Origin of the sequence: Stenotrophomonas sp. 1278, from assembly GCF_029892765.1 — a bacterium.
Classification (GTDB): Bacteria; Pseudomonadota; Gammaproteobacteria; order Xanthomonadales; family Xanthomonadaceae; genus Stenotrophomonas; species Stenotrophomonas indicatrix.
Genome location: NZ_JARXWD010000001.1, coordinates 337,810 through 359,080 on the forward strand (window position 1 = coordinate 337,810; position 21,271 = coordinate 359,080).

General features: G+C 65.9%; 16 protein-coding genes. 4 read left to right on the forward strand and 12 right to left on the reverse strand.

Annotation, left to right across the window (positions count from 1 at the left end):
* Window positions 1–263: 263 nt before the first annotated feature.
* The 6 genes from M2299_RS01580 to M2299_RS01605 all read right to left on the reverse strand — a co-directional run bounded on the left by M2299_RS01580 (window position 264) and on the right by M2299_RS01605 (window position 6,507).
* Window positions 264–1,013 carry a hypothetical protein gene (locus tag M2299_RS01580; RefSeq protein ID WP_280883734.1) on the reverse strand — a complete coding sequence of 250 codons (750 nt, stop codon included), beginning with the start codon at window positions 1,011–1,013 and terminating at the stop codon, window positions 264–266.
* A 69-nt stretch (window positions 1,014–1,082) separates the two neighbouring features.
* Window positions 1,083–1,844 (reverse strand): heme ABC transporter ATP-binding protein, encoded by a 762-nt coding sequence (locus M2299_RS01585; protein WP_280883735.1) that lies wholly within the window; start codon window positions 1,842–1,844, stop codon window positions 1,083–1,085.
* The gene (locus tag M2299_RS01590; RefSeq protein ID WP_032974804.1) at window positions 1,841–2,884 is read right to left on the reverse strand and encodes an iron ABC transporter permease; all 1,044 of its coding nucleotides are present in this window, start codon (window positions 2,882–2,884) and stop codon (window positions 1,841–1,843) included. Before M2299_RS01590 ends, M2299_RS01585 begins: the two co-directional genes overlap by 4 nt.
* Window positions 2,881–3,927 (reverse strand): ABC transporter substrate-binding protein, encoded by a 1,047-nt coding sequence (locus M2299_RS01595; RefSeq protein ID WP_033831068.1) that lies wholly within the window; start codon window positions 3,925–3,927, stop codon window positions 2,881–2,883. The genes M2299_RS01590 and M2299_RS01595 overlap by 4 nt, the downstream gene beginning before the upstream one ends.
* 50 nt (window positions 3,928–3,977) lie before the next feature.
* The gene (locus M2299_RS01600) at window positions 3,978–5,357 is read right to left on the reverse strand and encodes an ATP-binding protein (RefSeq protein ID WP_280883736.1); all 1,380 of its coding nucleotides are present in this window, start codon (window positions 5,355–5,357) and stop codon (window positions 3,978–3,980) included.
* 121 nt (window positions 5,358–5,478) lie between these two features.
* Entirely contained in the window at window positions 5,479–6,507 is a 1,029-nt protein-coding gene (locus M2299_RS01605; protein ID WP_280883737.1) for an alpha/beta hydrolase-fold protein, read from the reverse strand.
* 236 nt (window positions 6,508–6,743) lie between these two features.
* Between M2299_RS01605 and M2299_RS01610 the strand changes: the two genes are divergently transcribed.
* Window positions 6,744–7,850, forward strand: coding sequence for a hypothetical protein (locus tag M2299_RS01610; RefSeq protein WP_280883738.1), 1,107 nt, complete (start codon window positions 6,744–6,746; stop codon window positions 7,848–7,850).
* A gap of 100 nt (window positions 7,851–7,950) precedes the next feature.
* Here the strand turns inward: M2299_RS01610 and M2299_RS01615 are convergent, their stop codons facing one another.
* The 4 genes from M2299_RS01615 to M2299_RS01630 all read right to left on the reverse strand — a co-directional run bounded on the left by M2299_RS01615 (window position 7,951) and on the right by M2299_RS01630 (window position 14,753).
* Entirely contained in the window at window positions 7,951–9,249 is a 1,299-nt protein-coding gene (locus M2299_RS01615) for a replication-associated recombination protein A (protein ID WP_280883739.1), read from the reverse strand.
* 409 nt (window positions 9,250–9,658) lie between these two features.
* Window positions 9,659–10,297 (reverse strand): outer membrane lipoprotein chaperone LolA, encoded by a 639-nt coding sequence (gene lolA, locus M2299_RS01620; protein ID WP_032974810.1) that lies wholly within the window; start codon window positions 10,295–10,297, stop codon window positions 9,659–9,661.
* 110 nt (window positions 10,298–10,407) lie between these two features.
* On the reverse strand, window positions 10,408–12,348 hold the full coding sequence (locus tag M2299_RS01625) for a DUF3857 domain-containing protein (RefSeq protein ID WP_059064157.1): 1,941 nt from the start codon (window positions 12,346–12,348) through the stop codon (window positions 10,408–10,410).
* Window positions 12,349–12,389: 41 nt separating this feature from the next.
* A complete protein-coding gene (locus M2299_RS01630) occupies window positions 12,390–14,753 on the reverse strand; it encodes a DNA translocase FtsK (RefSeq protein ID WP_032974812.1) in 2,364 nt (787 codons plus the stop codon).
* A gap of 232 nt (window positions 14,754–14,985) precedes the next feature.
* On the opposite strand from M2299_RS01630, the gene trxB reads away from it, so the two are divergent.
* Complete coding sequence (gene trxB / locus M2299_RS01635) at window positions 14,986–15,957, forward strand: thioredoxin-disulfide reductase (RefSeq protein WP_025877237.1); 972 nt, start codon at window positions 14,986–14,988, stop codon at window positions 15,955–15,957.
* Window positions 15,958–16,025: 68 nt separating this feature from the next.
* On the opposite strand, the gene M2299_RS01640 is transcribed toward trxB, so the two are convergent.
* Entirely contained in the window at window positions 16,026–17,564 is a 1,539-nt protein-coding gene (locus M2299_RS01640) for an N-acetylmuramoyl-L-alanine amidase (protein ID WP_280883740.1), read from the reverse strand.
* A 401-nt stretch (window positions 17,565–17,965) separates the two neighbouring features.
* On the opposite strand from M2299_RS01640, the gene M2299_RS01645 reads away from it, so the two are divergent.
* The gene (locus tag M2299_RS01645; protein WP_280883741.1) at window positions 17,966–19,090 is read left to right on the forward strand and encodes a GNAT family N-acetyltransferase; all 1,125 of its coding nucleotides are present in this window, start codon (window positions 17,966–17,968) and stop codon (window positions 19,088–19,090) included.
* A 61-nt stretch (window positions 19,091–19,151) separates the two neighbouring features.
* On the opposite strand, the gene M2299_RS01650 is transcribed toward M2299_RS01645, so the two are convergent.
* Window positions 19,152–20,420, reverse strand: a complete 1,269-nt coding sequence (locus tag M2299_RS01650; protein WP_280883742.1) for a hypothetical protein — start codon at window positions 20,418–20,420, stop codon at window positions 19,152–19,154.
* 71 nt (window positions 20,421–20,491) lie between these two features.
* On the opposite strand from M2299_RS01650, the gene aat reads away from it, so the two are divergent.
* The gene (aat, locus tag M2299_RS01655; protein ID WP_059064188.1) at window positions 20,492–21,232 is read left to right on the forward strand and encodes a leucyl/phenylalanyl-tRNA--protein transferase; all 741 of its coding nucleotides are present in this window, start codon (window positions 20,492–20,494) and stop codon (window positions 21,230–21,232) included.
* Window positions 21,233–21,271: the final 39 nt, after the last annotated feature.

The following is a 21,271-nucleotide window of genomic DNA, read 5'->3' on the forward strand; positions in this document are numbered from 1 at the left end:
GGGTTGAGGGATGGGGGCGGAAACGAAAAGAGCGCCCCGGAGGGCGCTCTGTGGATGGTCCAGCGAAGGCCGCGATCAGCGGCCTCGTAGGGCTCCAGGCAGACACGCCCGTTCCGCGCTTGCGCGGGTCAGGGTGAAAAACTTCAGGAGCGGCATCCGGTTCATGCGGCGCATTCTAGACCTGTCAATCTGGCGCGCAAGTGAATATTGCGCGCATGGATGGAACGATGAGGCGCAACGGGGCAGCAATCACCCAGGAACGATCATTCGCACCCATTGATCCGCCGCGCCTCACCCACCGTCGCGGCGTGATCCCCCGTCACCGACACCCAGTCCTTCAGCGGGAAGGCGGCATTGATCTCGCCTCGACGGGGCGTGTCGTGGATGGTCACTTCAATCCAGGCGCCCACCGCACCCAGCTCGCTCAGGCGGGCAGCCTGGTCGTCATCGGTGCTGAAGGTGTCGCCCGGCTTGGACGGCTTTGCGTTGTTCACCGTGGCGGTCTTCAGTGCGCGCACGCGCAGCGCACCATTGGGCATGCGCTGGCTGATCACGTCGTAACGCTCAACGCCGTAGGCCCACGACCGCTCGGCCTGGCGGCGCACTTCACTGCCGTCATCGGCCACCTCGATCTTGCCATCCACCAGTCCACTGATCGAAGCGAGGCTGCCGTAGCCGGCCATCATTGCTTCGTAGCCGATCATCTGCCGCTTCTCCAGCGGCAGTTCGCTGGCCGCAGGCTTCATGCCCGGCAGCTTCAGATACGCCGACTTCTTGCAGAGCAGCAGCACGCTTTGATTGCCCCAGGCCATCAGCATCGCGCCACCGGTGTAGTAGTGCGTGGTGAAAAGATCGGAGGCGGCGCCGGCGCCCTTCGCATGGCGGATTTCGATCGAGGTCGCCTGGTCAGCCGCCTTGTCCAGCACAACCGTGCGGACGGGAGCGGCGTGCGCCGTGCACGATGCAGCAATGATCGAAGCCAGCAGTGTCGCGCGCGGGAGGATGTAGTTCATGGGGGTCATTCCGTTGAGAAAAACGAACCGACAATGATACGTCGCGCTGCGCAAGGAAGCTTTACTGCATCAGGTCACCACAACCAACGGCACACCGCGTCGCGGATGCTGCAGCACCACCACGTCCTGCTGGTAGACACGCTGCAGGTTGCCCTCGGTCAGCACGTGCGAAGGCGTGCCGTCAGCGGCCACCCTGCCCTGCTCCAGCAATACGATGCGATCGGAGTATCCGGCCGCCAGGTTGAGGTCATGCAGCACCACGATCACGCACGCACCGGCTTCGGCGCAGGCACGTACGCTGCGCAGGGTGCGCTCTTGGTGGCGCAGATCCAAGGCAGCCGTAGGCTCATCCAGCAGCAGCAACGGCGTGTCCTGTGCCAGCACGCGCGCGAACGTGGTACGCGCCGATTCGCCGCCGGACAGCTGCTGCACTTCGCGCAGGCGCAGCGCCTGCAGCTCGGCAGCATCGATCGCCCGCTCCACCTGCGCCTCATCCACCTGCGGATCCGGCGGGTGCGGCAGGCGCCCCATCGCCACCACTTCCTCCACGCTGAAGGCGAAGCGCACGCCGTGCTCCTGCGGCATCACCGCACGTTCGCGCGCAAGCGGCCCGGCCCTGTAGTCGCGCAGCGGACGTCCATGCAGCTGCACATCGCCACCGTCGGCACGCAGATCGCCAGCCGCCACCCCCAGCAGGGTCGACTTGCCGGCACCGTTGGGCCCCACCAGCGCCGTTACCGTGCCCGGATCGAATGCGAGGGTGATGCCATGCAGGATCTCGCGCTGCTGGCGACGCACCACCACGTCGCGCAGTTGCAGGAAGGCGCTCATGCCGCCGCCTTGCGGCGCTGCTGCAGCACCAGCCAGAGGAAGAACGGCGCGCCCAGCGCGGCGGAGAACAGGCCCAGCGGAATCTCGGCAGGCGGGTCCAGGGTGCGCGCCGCAGTGTCGGCCACCACGATCAGCAGTGCACCCAGCAGCCCCGACAACGGCAGCAGCCAGCGGTGGCCAGGGCCAACCAGCAGGCGCGCCACGTGCGGCACCACCAAGCCGACGAAACTGATCGAGCCGGCGAACGCTACCGCAGCGCCGACCAGCAGCGCACTGAAGGCCACCAGCAGGCGCCGTGTGCGCGCCACGTCCAGCCCCAGATGCTGTGCCTGGCGCTCGCCGAGCGCCAGCATGTCCAGCGGCGTGGCCAGGCGCTGCAGTGCGAACGCGCCGACGGCGAACAACGGCAGCACCGCCACCACGTCGGCCCAGTTCGCGCGCGCCAGCGAGCCCATCTGCCAGAACACCAGCGATTGCAGCTCGCTTTCGTTGGCGATGTAGGTCAGGAAGCCGATCAGTGCCGAACAGAACGCGGCCATCGCAATGCCCACCAGCAACAGCGTGGCATTGCCACTGCCCTTGCCCGGCCGCGCCAGCGCGTAGGTCAGCCCGATCGCGGCGGCACCGCCGCCGAAGGCCGCCACCGGCACCAGCCAGCCGGCTGCACCCGCAGCGCCCAGCACGATCGCCGCCACGGCACCCAGCGCGGCGCCCTGGCTGACACCGACGATGCCCGGATCGGCCAGCGGATTGCCGAACAGTCCCTGCAGGCTGGCACCGGCCATCGCCAGCGCCGCGCCGACCATCGCCCCCAGCAATGCACGCGGAATGCGCAGCTGCCAGACCACGGCCAGGTCACGGCTGCTGACCGATTGCGGATCCAGCAGGCCCAGCTTCACCGCCAGCGCCTGCATCACTTCCAGCGGTGGCAAGCGCAGCGGCCCCACGGCGAACGACGCCAGCACCGCGCCCAGCAGCGCGAGCAGCGCAATCAACAACATCGTCCGCCCGCGACGGCGGCGTCGATCCGCAGGGCTCATGCCTTCGGCAGCGCCGCCAGCGCCTGCGCCAGGGCCAATGCACCCGCACCGGAACCGATGCTGGCGTACTTCAGCTGCGCATCCGGCATCACCCAGACCCGGTTGGCCTGTCCGGCCGGGGTCTGCTTCAGCGTCGGGTACGCCTTCCACAGGCCTTCAGCGCCACCGAACAGCTGCAGGTCGTGCTCGGTCACCAGGATCACGTCCGGTGCCGCCGCGACCACGCCTTCGTTGCTCAGCTGCGAATAGTTGGCCACGCCGGCCTCGGTGCCGATGTTCAGGCCGCCGGCCAGGGCGATCAGCTTGGCCGATGCGCTGTCGGCACCGGCCACGGTGGGCGAGCCGCCCGCTCCCGTCGCCGACACATGGATCACCCGCGGCGCATGCGCCAGGCCCTTGCCGATCGCGGCGGCCTCATCCAGCTGGCGCTGCACCTGCGTGGCCAGGGTCTGCCCTGCGTCGGCCACGCCGAGCACGGCGGCGATCTTGCGCACCTTGTCCGGCGCCGGCTGCAGGTCATCGATCACCACTGCAGGCTCGCCCACTTCGCGCAGCTTCTTTGCCAGTTCGGTGTGGCGACGCAGGCTGTTGCCGATGAACAGCGACCCCTGCAGGCTGAGAACCCCCTCCACGCCGGTCGTGCGGTTGAACAGGAACTGGTGCGGTGCGGCCAGGCCTGCCTCGGTGGTGGTGTTGGTCGGCGCGGCGAACACCTGCTTGCCCAGGCCCAGCGCCTCGATCACCGCGATGATGTCGTCACCGCCGGCAATGATCCGGCTGCTGTCATCCACCTCCACATCGGCGCCATCGTCGGAGTGCACCTTGCTCGGCAGCACTGCCTGCTGCCCCGGCAGTGTCGGCACGTCGCTGCCTGCCACCCGCTGCCAACCTGCGGGTAGTGCTCCCGCCTTGGCGGTGGCGGCCGCCGGTGCTGCTGCATCTGGGTTGCCGGCAGACGGCGGCGCTTTGTCGCCACAGGCGGCCAGCACCAATGAAACGGCAATCGGGAGCGCGCACTGGCGCAGGCGGGAAGCGATGTTCATGCAGATTCTCCTTGCTGGCAGGGCGGCGGGGTGCCGCCCTGCCTTGTGGCTTACGGCTGGCGCAGGCTGATGCGGGTGATGCGGTCACCCTTCGGATCTTCAGCGCCACGCGACTTGTTCACGGCGAAGACATTGCCCTTGCCATCGGCGCGGACGTGATTGGGGAAGGTGCCGCCATCGAGGTTGCCGACCACCTTGCCATCACGGTCAACGGTAGTGACGGTGCCGGCACCGCGATTGGTGACGTAGGCCAGGCCACTCTTCGCATCGAAGGCCACGTTCAGTGCGCCGGCGCCGACCGGCACGTCGTGCACGACCTTGCCGCTGGCCACGTCGACGATCAGCAGGTTGTCGGTGCCCTGCGAGGCCACGTAGAGGCGGTTGCGCTCGGCATCGAAGGCAACGCCCGAAGCGCTGATCGAATTGCCCAGGTCGATGACCTTGTCGACCTTGCCGCTGGCCACATCGATCACCGCCGCTTCCGGCGTACCGATGCTGACCGTGAACAGCTTGCCGCTGGGCTCATCCAGCACCAGGCTCATCGGCACGAACTTCTCGTCGTCCACGCCGGAGGCCAGGGTGATCGGCTCCAGTGCCTTCAGCGTCTTCGCATCGAACACCGACAAATGGTCCTCACCGGCGGCCGAGGCGAACACCTTGCCGTGCGTGCTGTCGACCACCACGTCGCGGGCGTGCGGCACGGCGCCGACCGGGAACTGGTGGACCAGCGACAGATCCGCCTGGCGATAGACAGCCACGGTGTCCTGGCGGGTGTTGCTGACCCAGACATTGCCATTGGCATCATCGACGCCCACGCCATACACCGCGAACACCGCACCGTTGGTGCTGCCCGGCACCTGCGCCGGGGTGATGGCCTTGGTCACCTTCAGCGACTTCGGGTCCAGTTTCAGCAGCTGCGACTGGGTGACCGGCGGGCGGCCGACGGCCGAGGTCACGAACACGGCATTGCTGGCAGCACTGTAGGCCGACTGGTACAGGCCCGGCACCAGCTTGTTGGACTGGGTGGCGAACTTCGCCTGGCCCGACAGTGGCAGCTGCGGCGACACACGCAGCTTCAGCACGGCTGCGGCGGCCGGCTGGCTGGCGCGAACCACCACCGGATGGGTACCCGGCACGGCGTCGGCCGGAATGGCCAGCTGGGTCTTGAAGTTGCCATCGGCATCGACCACCACCGGCTGGCTATTGAGCACGGTATCGCCACGCAGCAGGCTGACCTGCTGGCCCGGCACGAAGCCGCGGCCGGTGACATCGGCGGTGCTGCCGGGAACCACGTTCTCACCGCGTGAGACAACCTGGCCCTTGAAGGTAGCGCTGGCCGGCTGGTCGAACACCGGCTGTGCGCTGGCGGTCACTGCCAGCAGCAGGCCGGCGGCCAGGGAAGTGAGGCGGAAAGACGGACGGAATGACATGGAAGGCTCCTTGCACACGTAGGCCGCGCCTGGTGGCGCGGGATTCATCGGTTGCCTTGGCCGCTGCACATCGACAGTCCGCCTGGGTAGTGGGGTCGCACGGCACTGCCGTGCGAGGGGGTCATTCGGCGGCATTGTCTCCACCGGCCGGCGGGCCGTCGGCGGCGCTGCGGTCGGTCACGCCATAAAGCTCGTGCAGCGCCGCGTGGAAGGACGCCGGCAGCATCGGGCCATGGCCCAGGCCCGGGAACTCGCGGTACTGCACGCTCAGCCCCGGTACCTTGCCCAGGCGCTCGGACAGCTGCATCGCCGCATCCGGGGTGGCGCCACCAATGCGGCGCAGATGCGCGACCACGCGCGGATTGCTCATGTCGCGCTTGCCACGGTCGCCGACGCGCTCGGCACCGCCCAGCATCAGCCACACCTTTGCTGGCTGGCCATGCACGTTCTGCACGAACTGCTGCTCGATGTCACCCAGCGGCGCACCCTGGCTCCACCACAACGACGGGCTGGCACTGAGGTAGTACTGGAAGGCGGCCGGACGGGTGTACAGGCTGCTGAGCACGAACAGGCCGCCCAGCGAATGGCCCCACAGGGCCTGCTGCTGGCGATCGATGTTGGCGCGGCGTTCCACTTCGGGCTTGATGCGACGCTCGATCATGTCCAGGAAGGCCGCTGCGCCGCCGCCGACAGCCTGCGTCCTGCCGCTTTCATCATCGGCGCGATCGATCCATGCGGTGTAGTCGCGGGTGCGCGACGCCGAATCGATGCGCAGGTCGTTGTCGTAGCCGATCAGCACCAACACCGGCGGCGCCTTGCGTGCGGCCAGCTCGGCCAGCAGCGGCTGGTCCAGCACCATCGCCACGGCGTTGCCGTCCAGTGCGTACAGCACCGGCGATGGCGCCTTGGGGGCCTTGGCCGGAATCGCCACATTCACCCGCCAGCGGCGCTGCTGATCGGGGCTGTCGATCACGAAACGCTTGAAGCGATAGCTGGCCGCCGGTGCATCAAGCACGGTCTGGCCCATCTTCTGCAGCGGATTGCGTTGCTGCGCGTATGCGTACGGGGTAGCCAGGAGCAGGCCCATCATCAAGGCGGCCAGGCCGGACAGCAGCGGGCCGCGGCGCGGAGGCAGGACGGAAGACTTCATCAGTGACGGCGAAAGCGGCACACGGCCACCGGTTCACAAGGGATCGCAGTCTACCTTAAACGCGAATGATTATCACATCGATCAAACGTCACGCTATGTATCACGCGCCCGCTCAGGGCCCTGCCGACGAAAAGCCAAGACCTGCAAACTGGGAGCAGCGTCGCATGGCATCTCTCCCCCTGAGAAGCCTCCTTGCCATCATTCGCGTCCCTCGGCCCAACGCAGAATGGAGCTACATGTCCAAACCAAGCAGCCCCGATGAACGCCTCACCGGTATTGCAGCGCTGGAGGACATCCTCACACACCTAAAGCGCTACTTCCTCGTAATGTCCAAACTGCTCTGGTTGCCCGCCTTGGCTTCTGGGGGCATCCAGCTCTGGACATATACGCGCGTCAATCAGATCCCGTATCCGCGATTCGGCGCGGGACTGGAGTCACTCGTTCTACTGGTCGCCGGCTTCCTGTTGATCGTTGGCGGACTTCTCGCGACGTTCTACATTGCCCCAGCGCTTCTTGCCTCGATCGCGGACGAACCGTCGAAGGGCAAGAGTGCATTTCGTATCTCGGACATGAAGCTCAGCGCCTTCCTCAAGTGGGCTGCTCCGCCAGCAGTCACTGGCTGGATCGTTCTGCTTCTGGTCAGCCAATATCCCTCATCAAATGGCCTCATGCACGCATTCTGGATGGTGCTGATCGTTGCCACCTTCGCAACCCTCCTGTCGATCCCGACCGAAGGGTCTCGACTGAATCGATTGTTGATATGCGCAGCCTACAGTTTGCTTAGCCTTTCCTGGCTCTGGATCGGCGCGATCCTCCTCGTGTGGCACCGTCAATACCTCAACCTTCTTGAGCCACTTCCCGAGGCCGTTCAGTGGGCCGCGTTGCTGGCGCTGACCGTCTTGTACATGGTCATCGTGTACATCCAAGTTCAAATTCAGGCTCGCGTCCGCAGGTCCGGAATCGAAGTGGTGACTGTTTTTGCTTTCATGATGATGATGTTTGGCTGCATGGTCGCCATCACGCAGCCTGACTGGATGGCTGCGCAGACATCGAAGCTGCTGATCGGCATGAATCGAGGCGGCGGAGAGCAGGTTGACATCGTTCTCAGTGATGCGGCCGTGGCCATGCCCACCCAAGGGTGCACCCCCTATGGAAAAGGAACCGTCCGTTGCAGCGCGAAATTGCTGTTGGACTTTGGCAACGAAGTAACCATAAGACTCAATTCAGAGTCACGGGTTTCCACGCTGAGCAGCTCTGACGTACACAGGATCATCCGCAACCCTCCTGCCAAGCAGACGCATGCAACGCAGGCCGACGAAGATCAACCGAGGCTACGCCACTGATCGTGCAGGGTGCACATTTGCGCCGAAAGGACTCGGCGTGCGGCTCCAGCCCGCCTCGTCTTCTCAGATTGGAACCATCAATCGAAGCCCCCAAGGGCAATCAGAGGCCCTTGGCCGCCCTCGCCGCCTCACGCTCGGCACGCAGCCGGTCGAGCTTTTCCTTCAACTTGATCTCCAGCCCGCGCGGCACCGGGTTGTAATACACCCGCTCGCCCATCGCATCGGGGAAACCGGTCTGGTCCAGCGCGATGCCGCCTTCGGCGTCATGGTCGTACTGGTACTCGGCACCGTAGCCCAGCTCCTTCATCAGCTTGGTCGGTGCATTGCGCAGGTGCAGCGGCACTTCTTCGGTACCACTGTCGCGCACATCGGCCTTGGCCTGGTTGAAGGCGGCATAGCCGGCATTCGACTTGGCGGTGCTGGCCAGGTACAGCACCAGCTGCGCGAAGGCGAGCTCGCCTTCCGGGCTGCCGAGCCGCTCGTAGATGTCCCACGCTTCCAGCGCCATGCTCTGCGCGCGAGGATCGGCCAGGCCGATGTCCTCGATGGCCATGCGGGTCAGCCGGCGCGCCAGATAGGACGGATCGCAGCCACCGTCGAGCATCCGCGTCAGCCAGTACAGCGCGGCATCCGGGTTGGAGCTGCGCACCGACTTGTGTAGCGCCGAGATCTGGTCGTAGAACTGCTCGCCGCCCTTGTCGAAGCGGCGGGTGCGGTCGGCCAGCACCTGGGTCAGCGTCTGCGGGGTGATGCGACCACCCTCCCCGCCCGCCAGCTCGGCGGCGATTTCCAGCAGGGTCAGCGCACGGCGGACGTCGCCATCAGCGGCGGTGGCGATCTCCAGCAGCAGCTCGGGCGCGACTTCGATGCGTTCCTCGCCCAGCCCGCGCTCGCGATCACCGAGCGCACGTTCCAGGGCTTCGACGATGTCGGTTGGCGAAACACCTTCCAGCACGTGCACGCGGCAACGCGACAGCAGCGCCGAGTTCAACTCGAACGACGGGTTCTCGGTGGTTGCACCAACAAACAGGATGGTGCCGCGCTCGATGTGCGGCAGGAACGCATCCTGCTGCGCTTTGTTGAAGCGGTGCACTTCGTCGACGAACAGCACCGTGCGACGACCTTCGGCGAAGCGCTGCGCGGCCTCTGCCAGCACTTGGCGCACCTCCGGCAGGCCGGACAGCACGGCGGAAATGGCACGGAACTCGGCGTCGGAGTATTCAGCCAGCAACAGCGCCAGCGTGGTCTTGCCGCAGCCGGGCGGCCCCCACAGGATCATCGAATGCACGCGTCCGGATTCGACGGCGCGGCGCAGCGCGCTCTCTGGAGCGAGCAGACGCTTCTGCCCGACCATCTCATCCAGGGTGCGGGGGCGCATGCGCTCGGCCAGCGGGCGCATGTGTTCCCGATCAACACTCAGCAGATCGGGGCCGGGGAATGAAGTGGAGCGATGTCTTGGCACGCGGTCATTGTACCGCGAGAGCGTGCCAACCAAGGTTGGCACCCACCAAGGACGGTAGCGCCGGGCCATGCCCGACTGACCGGAGATGTGCGGCAATCGGTAGTGCCGGCCGCTGGCCGGCAGATCAAAAGCATGTCAACCAAGGTTGACACCCACCAAGGCGGTGCCGAGAGCATGCCAACCAAGGTTGACGCCTACCAAGGGCGGTAGCGCCGGGCCATGCCCGGCGGATCGGAGATGTGCGGCAATCGGTAGTGCCGGCCGCTGGCCGGCAGATCAAAAGCATGTCAACCAAGGTTGACACCTACCAAAAGCGGTAGCGCCGGGCCATGCCCGGCGACCGCGATCAGTTGCCGATGACGTCGGTACCGGCCGGCGGGGTGAAGCGGAAGGTGTTGGCGGCGAAGCTGGGGTTGCGCTTCCAGCCGCTGAAGCTGATCACGGTGCGCTGGCCCACGGCGTCGGTGATCTCCATCTTCGCCAGGCCCTGCGCGTTGAAGCCCAGCGCGGCGTACTGGAAGCTGGCTTCGGTCTCGCGCTTCGGCGACAGCGACAGCCACTGCAGGCCATCGCGGGTAGCGGCCTCTTCGCTCACGTCGTACTGCTGCTCCAGCAGTGCCGGGTTGATCAGCGCGGTCAGCGGGCTGTTCTGCTCTTCCTTGCCCTGCTCGCGCACGGTCGCCTGCTCCAGGTCCGGCTCGAACATCCACACCTTCTTGCCGTCAGCCACGATCAGCTGCTCGTGCGGGCGCACGTATTCCCAACGGAACAGGCGCGGTGCCGACAAAGCGACGCGACCACTGGTGGATTCCTTGACCTTGCCGCGGCTGTCGAACACCTGCTGGCTGAACTGCCCATCCAGGCCCTTCAGGCCGGTGGTGAAGGTTTTCAGGTCATCACGGGCGCCGGCCCAGGCGCTGCCGGCAGCGGCGCAGGCCACGGCCAGGGTGGTGGTGGCAAGGAAACGGCGGAGGCGAAGGTTCATGCAGGGATCCTGTGGGCGCGCGGCCAGGAAAGTTGGGTGCCAGTGTGCCCGGCGAAAGATGAATGGGCGATCAGGACGCCATTATGACGCCCTGATCGCTGATCGGCGATTCAGCTGCCAGCGGCCGGCAGCTTGCCGTACAGCACCTGGCCACGGAAGCCGCGGCGCACCTCGCGGAACAGCGCGCGGAACGCTGCATAGTCCTGCGGCTGGCACAGCGCCTCGGCGCCGCGCACCGCGTTCTGCTGCAGGCGGTGATGCACGGTCACTTCCTGGCCCTGCCGGCTCCAGTCGACCCGGTACTCGCCGGCCGCATTGGCAAACCGCTGGCTGCGCGGAATCGCGATGATCGGGGCATTGGCCGGGAACTGCAGGCGATAGGTTTCCTCGCGCAGGCTGGCATTGCAGTAAAACGGCGTCTCGTTGTCCGGTGCCGAGGCGCTGGCATACAGCCCGCGTACCGATTCACCACCGGGCGGATCGGGCACGGCCATGCCGCCGGCCACATCGAAGTCCACGTAGTCCTCGGCCTGGAAGGCCATGCGATAGCCAAACGGCCGGGTCAGGTCGACCGGCACACCCTGCAGCTGCAGCTGGCCGCGGCCATCGAAACCGGACGCGGCCATGATCGATTCTTCAGCGCGCGCCCGGTTCTGTGCATTGAGCTGGGCGAACTGCGCGCGCATGCCGATCTCGGCGTTGTCGCTCAGCTGCGGCACTGTCTCGCCACGCAGGTTGCCCTGCGCGTCGAAGGTGAAGCGCACCTCCATCACCGTGGCGTTGCGCTGCGGATCATTGGCCGGCGTGCGCGCCAGGGTGGCATCACGCGTGTGCAGCACCGGCGCACCGAGGTCGCCATCGGGCAGCTGGCCGAAGCGCGCCCAGGCACTGGTCGAATCCAGGTACAGGTCGAACTCGGGCACGTAGGTGATGGCGTGGTTGAAGCGGCCCAGCAGCGGAATCTTCGGCAGCGTCGGGCCGCCACCGGCACCGATCAGCACCGGCGAACTGGTGATGCCCTTGGCCGCCAGCAGCGCCTCGAGGATCGTTACGTGGTCCTTGCAGTCGCCATAGTGGTTGTCGAGGATGCTCTGCGCACTGTTCGGCTCCAGGCCGCCATTGCCCAGGTACACCGCCACGTAGCGGATGTTCTGCGCCACCCAGCGGTACAGCGCATCGGCCTGCGCGCGACGGTCGCTGATGCCGGCGGTGACTTCATCGGCCAGCGCCTGGATCTCCGGGGTGACCTGTGCGGCCGGCCCTGCTTTCAGTTGGTAGGCGCGGCCCATCTGCGCCCAGTCGCGATAGGTGCTGGCCATGATGTTCGGCCCGAACTCCCACACCGCCGCCGACCAGTTCTGCGCCTGCATCGGCTCGCGGCGCTGGTAGCGCCAGCGCCATTGCGCCTGGCCGTTCTTCACCACCGGTCGGTCACTGCCCTGCACGCCACGGCTGTCCACGAACATGGGCAGATTGGCCGGCGCGCTGAGGGTCACTTCGGCATCGTCGTACTGGGTGAACACATTGAAGGTTTCCCACAGGCCGAAGTAGCCCGGGAAATAGGGCGTCAGCTGGGTCCGGCGCACCTGGTAGAACAGCCGCGTGCCCGGCGCCAGGTTCGGGAACACGATCACCCGCACCTTGCGGTCGGCATACATCGCCGCCGAGGCACTGGAATAGCTTTCCTGGGTGTAGATGCGATCGGCCGGCACTTCGCGACGCTGGCCGTCGGCGGTCAGCGTATAGGCGTTGACCACATCCAGCGTTTCCATCTTCTCGCTGTAGCTCAACCGCACCTGGCTGAACTGCTCCACCGCTGCCTTGGTCTTGAGCAGGATTTCGTAGGTTTCAGTCTGCACGTTGCCGGCATCGGCGCGCACCTGGTAGTCGGCGCGATAACGTACGAAGCTGAAGTTGTTGCTGGCCTCGGCATCGCTGCCGGTGGACGGTGGCGCGACTGCGGGTACAGCCGTCGCGGCGGCATCGGCCAGCGCCGGGCCGGCTGCCAGCAGGCAGGCCAGCGCCAGCGCGCAGGAAACGGGTTGAAGCATGCGTCGGTTCCTTGGACGTCGGGAATGCGGCAGGGCTTGGCTTACTTCGGCGGCGGCGGTGCCAGCACGGTGCGGTCGCCGTTGTGCTCGGGCGGACTGACCACACCGGCCGCTTCCATGGCCTCGATCAGTCGCGCCGCGCGGTTGTAGCCGATCTTCAGGCGACGCTGCACGCCGGAAATCGACGCGCGGCGGGTCTCGGTGACCACGCGCAGCGCTTCGTCGTACAGCGGGTCGGACTCATCGCCGCCGCCGGAACTGGTCTCCGGCAGGCCAGTCGCACCGACCACCACGCCATCGCCCATCGTCTGTACTTCGTCCAGCACGCCGTCGACATAGTCGGCCGGCCCCATTGCCTTGAGGTGCTCGACCACGCGATGCACTTCCTCATCGGACACGAAGGCGCCGTGCACACGCTCGGGCATCGCCGTGCCCGGCGGCAGGTACAGCATGTCGCCGTGACCGAGCAGCGTCTCGGCGCCGGACTGGTCGAGGATGGTGCGCGAATCGATCTTCGAGCTGACCTGGAAGGCGATGCGGGTGGGAATGTTGGCCTTGATCAGGCCGGTGATGACGTCAACCGACGGGCGCTGGGTGGCCAGGATCAGGTGGATGCCGGCCGCACGCGCCTTCTGCGCCAGTCGCGCGATCAGCTCTTCGACCTTCTTGCCGACGATCATCATCATGTCGGCGAATTCGTCGATGAAGATGACGATGAACGGCAGCGTCTCCAGCGGGCGCGGCGCCTCGCCCAGCTCCGGGTTAGGCTTGAACAGCGGGTCCATCATCGGCTGGCCGGCGTCCTGGGCGTCCTTCACCTTCTTGTTGAAGCCAGCCAGGTTGCGCACGCCCACCGCGCTCATCAGCTTGTAGCGGCGCTCCATCTCGGCCACGCACCAGCGCAGGCCGTTGGCGGCCTCCTTCATGTCGGTGACCACCGGCGCCAGCAGATGCGGAATGCCCTGGTAGACGCTCAGTTCGAGCATCTTCGGGTCGATCATCAGCATCCGCAGGTCTTTCGGCGACGCCTTGAACAGCAGGCTCAACACCATCGCGTTGACCGCCACCGACTTGCCCGAACCGGTGGTACCGGCCACCAGCAGGTGCGGCATGCGCGCCAGGTCGGCCACGGTCGAGCGACCGGCGATGTCCTTGCCCAGCGCGAGGGTCAGCGAACTGGCCGACTTGTCGTACTCCTTCGAGCGCAGCAGCTCGGACAGGTAGATCATCTCGCGGGTGACGTTGGGGATTTCCAGGCCGATCACCGACTTGCCCGGGATCACATCGACCACACGCACCGACTTGACCGACAGGCCGCGGGCGATGTCCTTGTCCAGCGAACTGATCTGGCTGACCTTGATGCCCGGCGCCGGCTCGATCTCGAAGCGGGTGATGACCGGGCCGGGATTGGCGCCGACCACCTGTGCATCGATGCGGAAGTCCTTGAGCTTGAACTCGATCTGCCGCGAGAGCGCGTCCAGGGTGTCCTTGTCATAGCCCACGGGTTGCGGCTTGGGATCATCCAGCAGGGCCAGCGGCGGCAGGTCCGAGCCGTCGCCATTGACGCCACGGAACATCGGGATCTGGTTGTCGCGCTTGGCCCGGTCGCTCTTTTCGATCACCGGCTCCGGGCGCGGCTCGATCTTCACCGGCTCGCGCTTGGCACGCACTTCGGCATCGGCCTTGCGCACTTCCTGGCGTTCCTCGCGCAGGACGCGGGTCTGCTGCCATTCGGTGGCCTGCTCCTTCTTGCGCTCGAGCAACGGTGCCAGCGACATCACGCCGCGACCGATCTTCTCCATCACCACGAACCAGGACAGGCCCGTGGCCAGGGTGATCGAGGCCAGCAGCAGCACCAGCACGAACAGGTTTGCCCCCAGCGCACCAAAGCCCACGCTGAGCGAATTGCCGACCAGCTTGCCGAGAATGCCGCCGGCACTGGAGACATCGCCACTGAACAGGCGAACGTGCAGGAAACCGGTGCCGGCGATCAGGAAGCCGACCAGGCCAACCAGCCGCAACGCGGGGTCCAGATCGTTCTCGCCCTTGCTCTCACGCTTGAGGCCGAACATTGCGATCCAGGCCAGCGCGCCCAGCACCACCGGCAGCAGGAAAGCGATGTAGCCGAACAGCTGGAGCAGCACGTCGGCGATCCACGCGCCCGCGCGGCCGCCCATGTTGTGTACCGGCGCAACCACGCTGCCGGTGTGTGACCAGCCCGGGTCCGTCGCTGAATAGGTGAAAAGGCTGGCAGCCAGATACAGCAGCGCCGGCGCGATGGCGATCAGACCCAGGTCGCGCCACAGGCGCTGACGGCGTGGGTTGTCGGTCGTGGCCGCTGCCGCCGAGCGACGCGATGCCTTTTTGTCGTCGGACTTGGAGCGTTCGGGGACCTGCTTCGCCACCTTAGACCATACCTTTGGAATGCGCTGTTAGTGTTTGATAATAAACGAGACGGCGTCAGTTTTCAGTTATCCGTTGCCGCGCAAGCGGGGACAGGGCCGGAAACCGCCCGTGGATGGCGCTGTTCTGTTCATCGGCTTGAATCGCCCTGCCCCAGCCGCCACTCTATGACCAGCCAAGGATGCTGTGCAAACATCGCCGCGCCTTGTCCCATCTACCTTTTCGCGAGTCTACATGAGCACCAGCCTGCCCTCCCGCCACCAGCGTCTTGTCATCCTCGGTTCCGGCCCGGCCGGTTGGACCGCTGCCGTCTACGCTGCCCGCGCCAACCTGAAGCCGGTCGTCATCACCGGCCTGCAGCAGGGTGGCCAGCTGATGACCACCACCGAAGTGGACAACTGGCCGGGTGACGCCCATGGCCTGATGGGCCCGGACCTGATGGCGCGCATGCAGGCCCACGCAGAGCGCTTCGAGACCGAGGTCATCTTCGACCACATCCATACCGCGGACCTGTCGCAGCGCCCGTTCAAGCTGATCGGCGACAGCCACGAATACACCTGCGACGCCCTGATCATCTCCACCGGCGCGACCGCCAAGTACCTGGGCATCCCGACCGAAGACGAGTTCAAGGGCCGCGGCGTCTCCGCCTGCGCCACCTGCGACGGCTTCTTCTACCGTGACCAGGACGTGGTCGTGGTCGGCGGCGGCAACACCGCCGTGGAAGAAGCGCTGTACCTGTCCAACATCGCCCGCAAGGTCTACCTGGTCCACCGTCGCGACACCCTGAAGGCGGAAAAGATCATGCAGGACAAGCTGTTCGCCAAGGTTGAAGCCGGCAAGATCGAAACCGTCTGGCACCACCAGGTGGAGGAAGTGCTGGGCAACGAGGCCGGCGTGACCGGCGTGCGCGTGAAGTCGACCCTGGACGGCAGCACCCGCGACATCGATGCCCACGGCTTCTTCGTGGCCATCGGCCACCACCCGAATACCCAGCTGTTTGACGGCCAGCTGACCATGAACAACGGCTACCTGGAAATCCGTTCGGGCCTGGGCGGCAACGCCACCCAGACCTCGGTGGAAGGCGTGTTCGCCGCCGGCGACGTGGCCGACCAGCACTATCGCCAGGCGATCACCTCGGCCGGCTTCGGCTGCATGGCCGCACTGGACGCAGAGCGTTACCTGGATGCACAGGGCAAGGCCAGCTGAGGCTGGCTTCTGTAGCGTCGAGACAGAGTTGACTTGAAGCGGGCGCGAAAGCGCCCGCTTCAAAGCATTCAACCTGCCGTCGCGGTCTCCACACCGGCAGAGATGATCGGAGCCTCGCTCAACCCGCGCGATGTTCGGATGCACTGCACGACGTGGCGCACAGGTGGCGATTTCACGCCATCGGCGTCCACGACCCGCGTATCCCACAGAATTGGCGCACTCCCGGCGTTCTCGCACCGCAGGGTAATCTGGCTGGGTTTGTCGTCGGGGCTAGTGATGCGAACCTTTCCGTCGCTGCAGGTCCATCCGGGCGGGCAGCCCACGTTCGTGGTGACCAGTTCGATGGGGTACTGCGGATAGCCCTCGAAGGCGACATCCACCTGCTGTGAGCTTCCCTGAGGCAACCGTATTCCCTGGATGGGCTCGGCCTCCAACGGAACGCAGCCCTTGCCTTCGCGGAAGAGCCGGTAGCCCTTCTCAACTCCTTTCATGGAAGCGGCACGGAACACCGGGTCCTGGAGGGCGGCGGCGTCCGCGGCATTTGTGTGAAAAGCCACCTCGACCACTATGGACGGCATGGTTGCGAAGTTGTTTTCACCATGTCCTGCGGCGACGCCCTCTCGGGGAACAGGAAAGTCAGCGTAACCCTCCTGTGCGGTGATGAGCTCCCGCATGTAGCACAACGTCAGATCGGCCAGCTGTCGATCCGCTGGCTTGCTTGAATGGTAGAAAACCCTTGACCCACGGGCAACGCCTGGGACATCCGCATTGGTGTGAATGCTGAGCATCCCTGCAACGCCGAGATGATTCGCGTAGTACGGTCGAGCGCGGATGTCATCTGACACCTCCCTGTCGCTCGCAGTACTGTTCGCAAAGTGATTCCAGATATCTGTCCGATCAGGAAGAAGATCCTTGAGATGGTAACGAGCTGACATCTCATACCACGGACGCATCGAATCCGGGTGCGTACCGCCCCCGCCGCGACGCGCACGATGCACGGTCACACCCCCTCGATCTTCCAGCAGCCGTTGCAACTCGTCCGCATATCCGGGCGTAATCAGATCCTCCCGCACGCCATTGCGTACAGGCCGCTGGAATTCCCACCCCATACCGGGGTGCACTCTCAGCAGCCCGTGACTGGCCGAGACAAGAACCTGGCCCCCTGCCTGCCTGGCAGAGCCCTGCTCTTGCGCACTGATGCCGCGAGGAAAGTGTTCCCAGTAGGGCTTTCCCTCGTAAAGAATGACCGTTTCAACTTCGCCTACGCCGGCCTGCGTCGTGTAGGCCTCCAGGGTGTTCCTGATGTGCTGCTCCAGTTCCTCGAGCGAATGATCGTCCTCCGACGGCAGGATTCCAGCCCCGAAGCTGATGACGAGCTTCCTTTGCTGGATATCAACAGAGGCACCAACTGATATGCCCGTGGATCTGGACCTGCGCAACTGGTGGTCATCCAGGATCTTCTGTGCTTGCCGCGTCAATAGAAGATCCAACGCCACATCTGTATCAGCGGCGGGCGGTAAAGGCTGAGTGAGCGCCTGCGGACAGGGTAAGGTGCAGGCAATGATCGACGCCAATCCAATGGGGCGGAACGCGCGCACGAAATTCATATCAGTTCCTTTGAAAGGTTGGGGAGTGCGCCACGCGTGTCGCACGGATCAACACTCCCAAGCCCTCAAAAGGGATGTAATGCTAGGCGTTTCAGATCCGGGAATTCACAATTTCCCTCAGGCCCATCGCGCCTACCAACGCCGCAACAAGCCATTCCTCGCCAGCCTCGAACAGCTCCCCCGAGAATTTTGAGAAAGGCAAGCTGTCCATTCGCGAACACTGAACGGCATCGGCCGTGCCTCCTGCAGTTAGCGGTACCGAGTGATCCAAGGCCGACGCCAATCGGCACCGCGTCACTCCCATCGTGACGGGCGATCAGACCCTCACCCCGGCTGGTTAAACTCAACCCGCGGCGCCGCGACACCGTCATCCCGCACCTCACCTGCCCTATCCTCTTCCCATGCCCACCGCCCGCTTCCTCGACTCCCTGCAGTCCGTTCCCGCCACCGCGTGGGATGCTCTGCACGATGGCCGCAATCCATTCGTCAGCCACGCCTTCCTGTCCGGCCTGGAAACCTACGGCTGCCTGCGCGAGGACTGGGGCTGGCAGCCGCAGCACTTCACCCTCTGGGACGGTGATGCCCTGGTCGGCGCCGTTCCCGGCTACCTGAAGACCAATTCCCACGGTGAATTCGTGTTCGACCACGCCTGGGCCAATGCCTATGCGCGGCACGGACGCGACTACTACCCGAAGTGGCTCGGCGCGGTGCCGTACTCGCCGGTGACTGGCCCGCGCCTGCTGGCCCGTGACGATGCGCAGCGCACCGCCCTCCTGACGGCACTGCGCGAACAGTTGCCTGTGCTGGATGTGTCATCAGCACACATCAACTTCCACACAGCGGCTGACGAAACAATCTTCGACGACGACTGGTTGCTGCGCGAGGACATCCAGTTCCAGTGGCATAACCCGGGTGACTGGGTGACGTTCGAAGAGTTCCTGGGCGCGATGGACCACAAACACCGCAAGAACATCCGCCAGGAGCGCGCCAAGGTCGGCCGCCAGGGCATCAGCTTCCGGGTGGTGCATGGCGACGAGGCCACCCGCGCCGATCTGCAGGCGATGTACCGCTTCTACCTGCAGACGTTCCTGGAATACGGCAACGCGCCGGCGCTGACCGAAGCGTTCCTGCGCCATCTGGCGGTTTCACTGGGACGCGGGCTGGTGCTGTTCCTGGCCGAACAGGACGGCGAACCCATCGCCGGCGCGTTGTGCCTGCGCGGTGGCGACACGCTGTACGGCCGCTACTGGGGCGGTGCCACCCTGCCCGGCCTGCACTTCGAGGCCTGCTACTACCAGGGCATCGAGTACTGCCTGCGCGAGGGCGTGGCTCGCTTCGAGCCGGGTGCGCAGGGCGAGCACAAGCTGGCACGTGGCTTCCTGCCCACCATCGTGCGCAGCCGGCATTGGGTAGCCGACGCGGACTTCGCCGATGCGCTGCGCGACTGGTGCCGACAGGAGCGACGCGATGTGCGGCGCTACCAGCAGGAGCTGCAGGGTCATGGCCCGTTCCGCGCGGAGCCGTAGCGTCGGAGAAGCGTGCCAACCAAGGTTGGCATCTACCACGGCAATGGCGGGGATGCTGCGCTCAGGTGCACTGCCAGAAGTGCCCGCTCACCCGGCACTTCGCGCACCAGAAGCTGTACAGCATGCCGCCACTACCCCACAGCACCATGCCTTCATTGGTGGTCGGCAACGTTGAGTCCAGCTGCATCACGAAAGGCATCTGCTCGCCACAATCGATGCACGTCGGGTAGTGCGCGCTCTGCACCCAGCTCGGTGCGCCACCCACCCGCGACAGGTTCTGCCGGTGATTGGACTGGCCCCAGTCCTGCTGCTGCCAGCGATGGCTGTCCATCGCGGCAAGACCCACTTCGGCCTGCAGCAGGTCGCCGCTGTCGGTGGGATTGATCGGCACCTGGCAGTGCTGGCTGGGGTGGCAGCTCGGCATGCCCTCTGCATCGTGCCGATAGAAACGCACGGGCGGGTCTTCCCAGCCACAGCAGTCCAGGCACAGCCCGAGCGTGACCTCACCCTCCGCGTCCGGCTGCAGCGCCGCAGCATCGGACTGCAGCAGACGCTGCAGCGGCGCATGACAGCTGCCGCACAAGGCATCGAGCAGCCCGCCCACGCGCCCGGCGTGAAGCACCTGGCCGCCATTCCAGCTGGGATGCAGCCGCCAGATCCGCTTGCGCCAGGCAGGCTCTTCGGCCACCTGTGCGCGATGCTGTTCGCGCCCGAAACGCAGGTGCAGCGGTTGCTGGCCATGCAGGCGGCGCAGACGCGGGCCATCGGCCAGGCCCGCCCAGTGCGCCCAGACCTCGGCATCCAGGTCGCTCCAGTCGGCCAGGTAGCCACGGGCGGCGGCGTGGGTCTCCGGCCGGGTGGCCAGCAGCACTGCCTTGGCCCGCTCCAGTTCGCGATCGTCGTCTGCCTCGGTCAACCGATGCGCCCAGTCAGTCGCAACCGACGGCGGCAATGCCTGCCAGACCTGCGAGGCCAGCTGGATGTGATCCTCGATGGCGACCTCCAGCAGCGCCTCCCAATCGTCCTGCAGCGTGTGCGGCGCCTGGTAGCTGGCAAACTCCAGCACGCTGGTCAGCAGCTCGCCGCGCTCGCCGTCACGATAGCGCCGCCAGGCGTCAATACAGACCGGGGCGACAGCCTCGTCCGGCAGCAGATCCAGCGCAGTGTCGAGGAAAGTGGAGCCGGGTGAGCGGCGATCCAGCGCCTGCAGCAGCAGCGCGCCAAGCTGTGGGCGGTCTTCGCTGGCCAGGGTCAACAGCATGGCCAGGCTGTCATTGCGTGTGCGCGGCGCATCGTGCGCATCGAGGATGGCGGTGATCGGATCGCTCATGCGGGGCTCCTTGCCGGTCGTGCGTGATGGTGCCAGACATCGCGCGTCGCCACGACGAATACAATGCCGGCATGACCCGTCAGTTGCCCTGGCGCCTGGCCGATGCGCCGGATGCCCCCTTCCCGCCGGCCGAGACAGCGCTGCGCCAACCCGATGGCCTGCTTGCGGTGGGCGGCGACCTGCACCCGCTGCGCCTGCTCAATGCCTATGCCGGCGGCATCTTTCCGTGGTTCAGTGAAGGCGAGCCGATCCTGTGGTGGTCGCCGGACCCGCGCATGGTGTTCCGTACCGACGGCGTGCACCTGAGCAGCAGGTTCCGCCGGCAACTGCGCGGCAACTGCTGGGAAGTGACCGCCGATACCGCCTTCAGCCAGGTGATGCGTGCCTGCGCCAGCGCGCCCCGCCCCGGCCAGGACGGCACCTGGATCAGCCCGGCGATGGTGGATGCCTACAGCCAGCTGCACGACCTGGGTTTCGCACATTCCTTCGAGGTGTGGGATCGGCAGACGCTGGTCGGCGGCATCTATGGTGTGGCCATCGGCACGATGTTCTTCGGTGAAAGCATGTTCAGCGGCGAAAGTGGCGGCTCCAAGGTGGCGCTGGCCGCACTGGCACGCACGCTTCACGGCTGGGGTTGGCCACTGATCGACGCGCAGGTGGAGAATCCGCATCTGCTGCGCATGGGCGCCGAGCACCTGCCGCGCGCGCCGTTTCTGCAGCAGGTCCGCAGCGCGGTACAGGCGCCGGGCCGGGAAGGCGCCTGGACCCGGCTCGTCGGGCGCGTGCCGGCAGCGGATTTTGCCGGGGAATAACACAATCTTTGCAAGCTGGGCGTTTGACGCGTAAAATGC